This is a genomic window from Streptomyces sp. NPDC046716 (genome assembly GCF_040645755.1).
GTDB lineage: Bacteria > Actinomycetota > Actinomycetes > Streptomycetales > Streptomycetaceae > Streptomyces.
The window spans coordinates 1-5,703 of record NZ_JBEYYU010000128.1 but is presented as its reverse complement, the minus strand read 5'-3'; the positions used below and the strand labels follow the sequence as shown (position 1 = coordinate 5,703).

The window sequence follows — 5,703 nt, the reverse complement described above, 5'->3', positions numbered from 1 at the left end:
CGCCCGCCTGCTGGACATCCGCACCAGCCCGGTCGCCGAGCGGATCGCCGCCGCCGCGGACTTCCTCGACGCGGGGTACGAGGTCCACTTCAACCTGTCGCCGGTCGTCCTGCGCCCCGGCTGGCAGCGCGACTGGGCCGAGCTGCTCGGCCACCTCGACGACGTACTGCCCGCACGGGTGAAGCAGCAGGCCGCCGCCGAGATCATCATGCTCACGCACAACCGGCAGCTGCACGAGGTGAACCTCGGCTGGCACCCCCGCGCGGAGGACCTGCTGTGGCAGCCGCAGGCACAGGAGACCAAACGCTCCGAGAACGGCGCCCTCAACGTCCGCTACCAGGTACAGGTCAAACAACGCGCCCTCGCCCGCCTCACGGAGCTGCTCACCGCCCACGCTCCCTGGCTGCGCGTCCGGTACGCCTTCTGAGCCGCGCGTGATCGGGTGAACGAGGGGTCTATCTCCGGGCTTCAGGGGTACGCAGGCCACCATGACACCGACGACCGACTCCTCTGGGCGATCGCCCGCCGTGCAGCAACTGCGCCGCATCCGCCTCTACTACGCGGCGGGAGTGCTCACCTGGACCGCCAGCCTCGCGTGGACGGCGTGGTGGCACCCGGGCAGCAGGCAGATGTGGGTCGTCCTGCTGCTCCTGGGCGTGTTCAGCGGCCTGTTCACCCTGACGTCGCTGTGGCTGCGCACGGCGACGGTGCGTGCGGACCGCGTTGTCAGTGGTGCCCTCTAACGTGGAATCACCAAGGAGCGGCCAAAGGGGCAGGTCCGGTGAGTGGGGGAGAGGTGTGCCGTGACCGCTGCGCACACAGCACAGGCCGAGGGCACGACGTATCTGGAGCTGTCCCAGGAGGGCGACGGCGCCCACAAGTTCTACGAGGTGACCGTCACCGGGACGACCGTGCTCGTGCGCTACGGACGCATCGGCGCGGACGGGCAGCGGCAGAGCTCCACGTTCCCGACCCCGGACAAGGCGCGGGCCGCGGCGGCCAAGAAAATAGGCGAGAAGGTGCGCAAGGGGTACGCGCCTGCGGTGCGCGGACAGCGCGCGGCCCGGGCCGTGACACGCCGTCAGGTGACGTCGGCGCCCTCGACGGCCCGCTCCACGGCACCTGTTCTGTGGCGTTTCCGCACCGGCGCCTCGGCGTTCGGCATCCACGTGGACGAGGACCGCTGCTGGGTCGGCAACCAGAAGGGCGACGTCTACACCCTCGGCCACGACGGCGAGGTGCTCGCCCACTACTCCCTGCCCGACGGCGTGAAGTGCCTGGTGGCCGACGACTTCTGGATCTACGCGGGCTGTGACGACGGGCAGGTCTACGACCTGTCGGCGAAGGTGCCGTTCGCCGCGTACACCATCGCCGAGGACGTCGACATCTTCTGGCTGGACATCCACGAGGGCGTGCTCGACGTCTCCGACCGCAGCGGCGGCCTCACCGTCATCGACCACGAGGAGGAGTTCCAGTGGTCCCGCTCCTCGGCCGGTGACAGCGGCTGGATGGTCCGGGCCGACGATCACGCCGTCTACCACGGCCACTCCACCGGCGTGACCGCCTACGCGGCGGACGGCACCGGCCAGTTGTGGCACACGGCGACCCTGGGCAATGTGCTGTTCGGCTGGCAGGAGCACGACGCGGTGTACGCGGGCACCGGCCGCCGGGTCGTCCAGCGCCTGGCCAAGGACACGGGCCGCGTCGAGGCCACCTACAGCTGTGACGCCGCCGTGTACTCGTGCGCCACCTCACCGGACGGCCACTACGTCTTCGCCGGTGACTCGTCCTCCTCCGTCTACTGCTTCGCGGCTGACGGCACCCGCCTGTGGAAGCTCGGCACCGGCGGCGGATCCGCACTGTCGATGCAGTACCACGACGAGAGGCTGTACCTCGTCTCCACCGACGGATCGCTCGCCTGCGTGGACGCGAGCGAGGCCGCGATCACCGCCGCCCAGCAGGGCACGGTCCCGGTCGCCCAGGACATCAAGCTGGCCGCCGCCCTGCCGACCTACGCGCCGCCCGCCTCCCCGGCCGCGGTCGCCACCGTCACCGCCGTTCCCGCGTCCGGCGCGGGAGTCGTCGTGGAGTGCGTCCAGGAGGGCGGCCGGATGCGGGTCCACGTGGTGTCCGACGGCTACGAGCCCACCTGGAACGTCCAGTTCCCCCGCGCCATACGCCAGCCGGGCGCGCGCTACGTGGTGGACGCGCTCCACACGTCGTCGAACGGCTTCTACCGGGTGCGGGGGGAGATCAGGCGGCTGGTGTGAGCGGCCCGGCCGGTCGAGGGCGTCGCCGGCCGCGGTCGGTCAGATGTCGCGCTGTTCCAGCTCGCGCGTCGCGGGACCCTGTACGACCTGCCCGTCCGTGTCGAACCGCGAGCCGTGGCACGGGCACTCCCAGGCGCGCTCGGCGGAGTTGAACGCGACCAGGCAGCCCATGTGCGTGCATCGCGCCGACAGGGCGTGCAGCTTGCCGTCGACATCGCGGTACACGGCGCTGCGCCGGCCGTCGAGCCGGACGATCGCGCCGCTGTCCCGGGGGAGCCGGTCCACGGACGTCACGGTCGAGGGCCGCACCCGGTCACCCACGAAGTGGTGGGCGACATCGGCCTGATTGCGCAGGAAGCGGGGGGCGGCGCGGAGCACGGACCGGACGCGTCGGGGCGTGTACAGGTCCTTCCACGGCGGCGGTTCACTCCCGGTGATCAGCGCGGTCAGGAGCGAGCCCGCCATGATGCCCCCGCTCATGCCCCAGCCGCCGAATCCCGTCGCCACGTACGTGTGCCGGGCCGTGGGGTGGAGGAGGCCCACGAGCGGTGCGGAGTCGCAGGGGAAGGTGTCCTGGGTGGCCCAGGCGTAGCGGGGCTCGGCGTCCGGGAAGTGCGCGGCGGTCCATTTCAGCAGCCGGTCGAAGCGCACGGCGGGATCGCCGGTGCCGGGGGTGAACTTCTCGCCGACGACGATCAGCAGCCGTTTCCCGTCCTCGTACGGAGCGGTGCGCACGGAGCGGGTGTCCTCCTCGGGCGTGATGTACATGCCGGACGGGGCGAGTTCCACCGGCAGTGGTGCGGCGATGACGATCTCGCGGCGCGGCGTCAGCCGGGTGAAGAGCAGAGCCCGGTCGAACACGGGGTAGTGGGTCGCCACGACCACGTCGCGCGCGGTCACCTGCGCGCCGGTCTCGGCCGTCACCTGACACGCGCCGTCCTCCTGCAGACCGAACACGGACGTGTGTTCATGGACCAGGGCGCCCTGGGCCCGCAGATCGTCGGCGAGCGCCAGAAGGTACTTGCGGGGATGGAACTGTGCCTGGCCCGTCGCGCGCACCGCGCCCGCGACCGGGAACGGCAGATCGGTCTCGGTGACGAACGAGGCCGCCAGCCCGGCCTCTCGAGCCGCTGCCGCCTCCGCCCGCAGCTCGGCGACACGGTGCGGGGAACGGGCATAAGTGTAGGCGTCCCTGTGTTCCCATTCGCAGTCGACGCCCAGGAGTTCCGCGACCTCGGCCACGTGCTCGATCGCCTCGGTCTGCGAGCGCGCGTACAGACGGGCGCCCTCCGTACCGTGGACGTGGCGCAGCCGGCTGTAGACCAGGGACTGGAGGGCCGACAGCTTCGCCGACGTGTGCCCGGTGACCCCCTCCGCGATCCGTCCCGCCTCCAGGACGGCGACGCTGAGCCCGGCCCGCGTCAGCTCCCACGCCGTGCTCAGCCCGGCGACTCCACCGCCGATCACGGCGACGTCGACGGTCACGTCCCGGTCCAGCGGCGGGTGCGGAGTGCCTGGCGCGGAATCGATCCAGTACGAACTGCGAAGGTCAGACATCTCGGTCATGGCGTCCGGGTCCCCACCTGCGCGCCGCTCACCCCTCGGTTCCGGCGCCTCTCCGTGGCCGGATCCGCGACCCCACAACAAGGGAAAATTTGTTCGGATGTGTCGAGTGGTGTCGGCGCGTAGCGTGGACGACGAGGACATCCGCCGGAGAGTCCCCGACGGCCTGGCTGTTTGCCCCGCCGGACAAAGGGGACCCGGATGTCGAGTGCTTGGGACAACAGGCGCCCCTCGCGAGCGAAACGCCCTGATGCCAGGGCGTCCGTCGCTCGTAGTCGCCCATGTACACCGTCCCGCCGAGGAGTCACTCCTGATGGTCACGCACCACATGCACGACGACGCGCCCGACACCGAGGAAGTTTTCGAACGTCTGGCCGCGAGCACCGTAGGTCCCGAACACGACGTGCTGAGCGAGGAGCTCGTGGAGGCATGGCTGCCCATGGCCCACCGCCTCGCCCGGCGCTTCCGCAACAAGGGCGAGAACGTGGAGGACCTCGAGCAGGTCGCGGCCATGGGACTCGTCAAGGCCGTCGACCGTTACAACCCCGAGCGCGGCGCCTTCGAGCCGTACGCGGTGCCCACCATCACGGGTGAGCTGCGCCGCCACTTCCGTGACCACACCTGGGACGTACGCGTGCCCCGAAGGATCAAGGACCTCCGCAACAAGGTCCGCTTCGCGCGCCGCGACCTCATGGACCGGCCCGATCACCCCGACAGGGAGCCCAGCACATCCGAGATCGCGCGGGAGACCGGGCTGAGCTGTGCCGAGGTGCGTGACGGGATGGAAGCGCTGGAGAGCTACAGCAGCCTGTCGCTCGACGCCGAAGTGGGCGCCGCCGACGAGGGGTTCAGCCTGTCCGACACCCTGGGCGAGACCGAGCCGGGCTACGACCTCGTCGCCGACCGGGAAGCCGCCAAGGAAGGGCTCGCCCACCTGCCCGAGCGCGAACGCACCATCCTCTACCTGCGCTTCTTCGAGGACATGACCCAGGCCCGGATAGGCGAGGAGCTCGGCATCTCCCAGATGCACGTGTCCCGCCTCATCGCCCGCAGCTGCGCCACGGTCCGCGACGACGCCGACCACATGGCGGCGCGGGGCCACGCCGACGCCGCCTGAGCCTGCCCTCTCCCCTCATCCCCGACGAGCGGAGAGCCGGAACCGGGAGTCGAGTTCCTGGTCGCCGGAGGCCGATCCCTCGTCGTCGACGGTGAAGGCCCGGGCCAGCGCCGCCCGCAGGGTCGTCACATCGTTCGGCGCGCCCTGCGCGGTCACGGACACCGGGCCGTCGATGGCCCGGGCCGCGGATGCCGTACCCGATCCGTCGGCGAGGGCGTCGAACTCCGCCGTCCAGACGGTGGGGGAGGCGCCGCCGGCCTCGAGCGTGTCCGGGGCTGGGGAGCGGTCCGGGAACTCCGCCGCGAGATGCGACAGCACGGTATGGGCGTCACGGTCGCCGCAGCCGCTGAGGGTCACGGTGACCAGGTGGTTGTCGGGGGCCATGATGATCTCCTTGATTCGTCGGGTCAGAGGGGTGCCCGAAGAGCGGGCAGAAGTTCTTCTCGGGCCCAGGTCCTCCCGGTCCTCCGGATCGATGGGCCGACGCACCCTCCGGATCGTCGCGGCCACCGCTACGGGGCCGCTGCCTGCGGGTTCCCAGGGAAGCGGGGTGCATTCGTCCGCTTCGGCGCTCCGCCCAGCGTGACCCACGAGGACCGCTCCCGCACCCCTGCGCCGACCGGAAGGACCGTGCATCACATGTCCGGTCGTGGGTACGCGGGGCGCCCTCCGCCACGGACGGTCACCTGGCGGGACGCCGCACGGTGTGAGCCCCTGGTGGAGAACCCTCCGCCCGACGAGAGGAGCGCGTCA

At 71.1% G+C, this 5,703-nt stretch carries 6 protein-coding genes; 4 read left to right on the top strand and 2 right to left on the bottom strand.

Going from position 1 to position 5,703, the window contains the following annotated elements:
* From ABZ930_RS41195 to ABZ930_RS41185, 3 genes are all read left to right on the top strand, one after another.
* A partial coding sequence (locus ABZ930_RS41195; RefSeq protein WP_361560701.1) for a spore photoproduct lyase family protein occupies nucleotides 1-427 on the top strand: 427 nt, incomplete at its 5' end.
* Nucleotides 428-488: 61 nt separating this feature from the next.
* Entirely contained in the window at nucleotides 489-743 is a 255-nt protein-coding gene (locus ABZ930_RS41190) for a hypothetical protein (RefSeq protein WP_361560698.1), read from the top strand.
* Nucleotides 744-803: 60 nt separating this feature from the next.
* The gene (locus tag ABZ930_RS41185; RefSeq protein WP_361560695.1) at nucleotides 804-2,270 is read left to right on the top strand and encodes a WGR domain-containing protein; all 1,467 of its coding nucleotides are present in this window, start codon (nucleotides 804-806) and stop codon (nucleotides 2,268-2,270) included.
* A gap of 39 nt (nucleotides 2,271-2,309) precedes the next feature.
* On the opposite strand, the gene ABZ930_RS41180 is transcribed toward ABZ930_RS41185, so the two are convergent.
* Nucleotides 2,310-3,836: an FAD-dependent oxidoreductase gene (locus tag ABZ930_RS41180; protein WP_361560692.1), complete on the bottom strand. Its 1,527-nt coding sequence runs from the start codon at nucleotides 3,834-3,836 to the stop codon at nucleotides 2,310-2,312.
* 310 nt (nucleotides 3,837-4,146) lie between these two features.
* On the opposite strand from ABZ930_RS41180, the gene ABZ930_RS41175 reads away from it, so the two are divergent.
* Nucleotides 4,147-4,950, top strand: coding sequence for a SigB/SigF/SigG family RNA polymerase sigma factor (locus ABZ930_RS41175; RefSeq protein ID WP_361560689.1), 804 nt, complete (start codon nucleotides 4,147-4,149; stop codon nucleotides 4,948-4,950).
* A gap of 15 nt (nucleotides 4,951-4,965) precedes the next feature.
* Here ABZ930_RS41175 and ABZ930_RS41170 read toward each other — a convergent pair whose 3' ends face one another.
* The gene (locus ABZ930_RS41170; protein WP_361560686.1) at nucleotides 4,966-5,334 is read right to left on the bottom strand and encodes a hypothetical protein; all 369 of its coding nucleotides are present in this window, start codon (nucleotides 5,332-5,334) and stop codon (nucleotides 4,966-4,968) included.
* Nucleotides 5,335-5,703: the final 369 nt, after the last annotated feature.

Coding starts and splice junctions, on each gene's coding strand:
- ABZ930_RS41190 (WP_361560698.1), top strand. CDS start 489: ATGACACCGACGACCGACTCCTCTGGGCGATCGCCCGCCGTGCAGCAA.
- ABZ930_RS41180 (WP_361560692.1), bottom strand. CDS start 3,836: ATGACCGAGATGTCTGACCTTCGCAGTTCGTACTGGATCGATTCCGCG.
- ABZ930_RS41175 (WP_361560689.1), top strand. CDS start 4,147: ATGGTCACGCACCACATGCACGACGACGCGCCCGACACCGAGGAAGTT.
- ABZ930_RS41170 (WP_361560686.1), bottom strand. CDS start 5,334: ATGGCCCCCGACAACCACCTGGTCACCGTGACCCTCAGCGGCTGCGGC.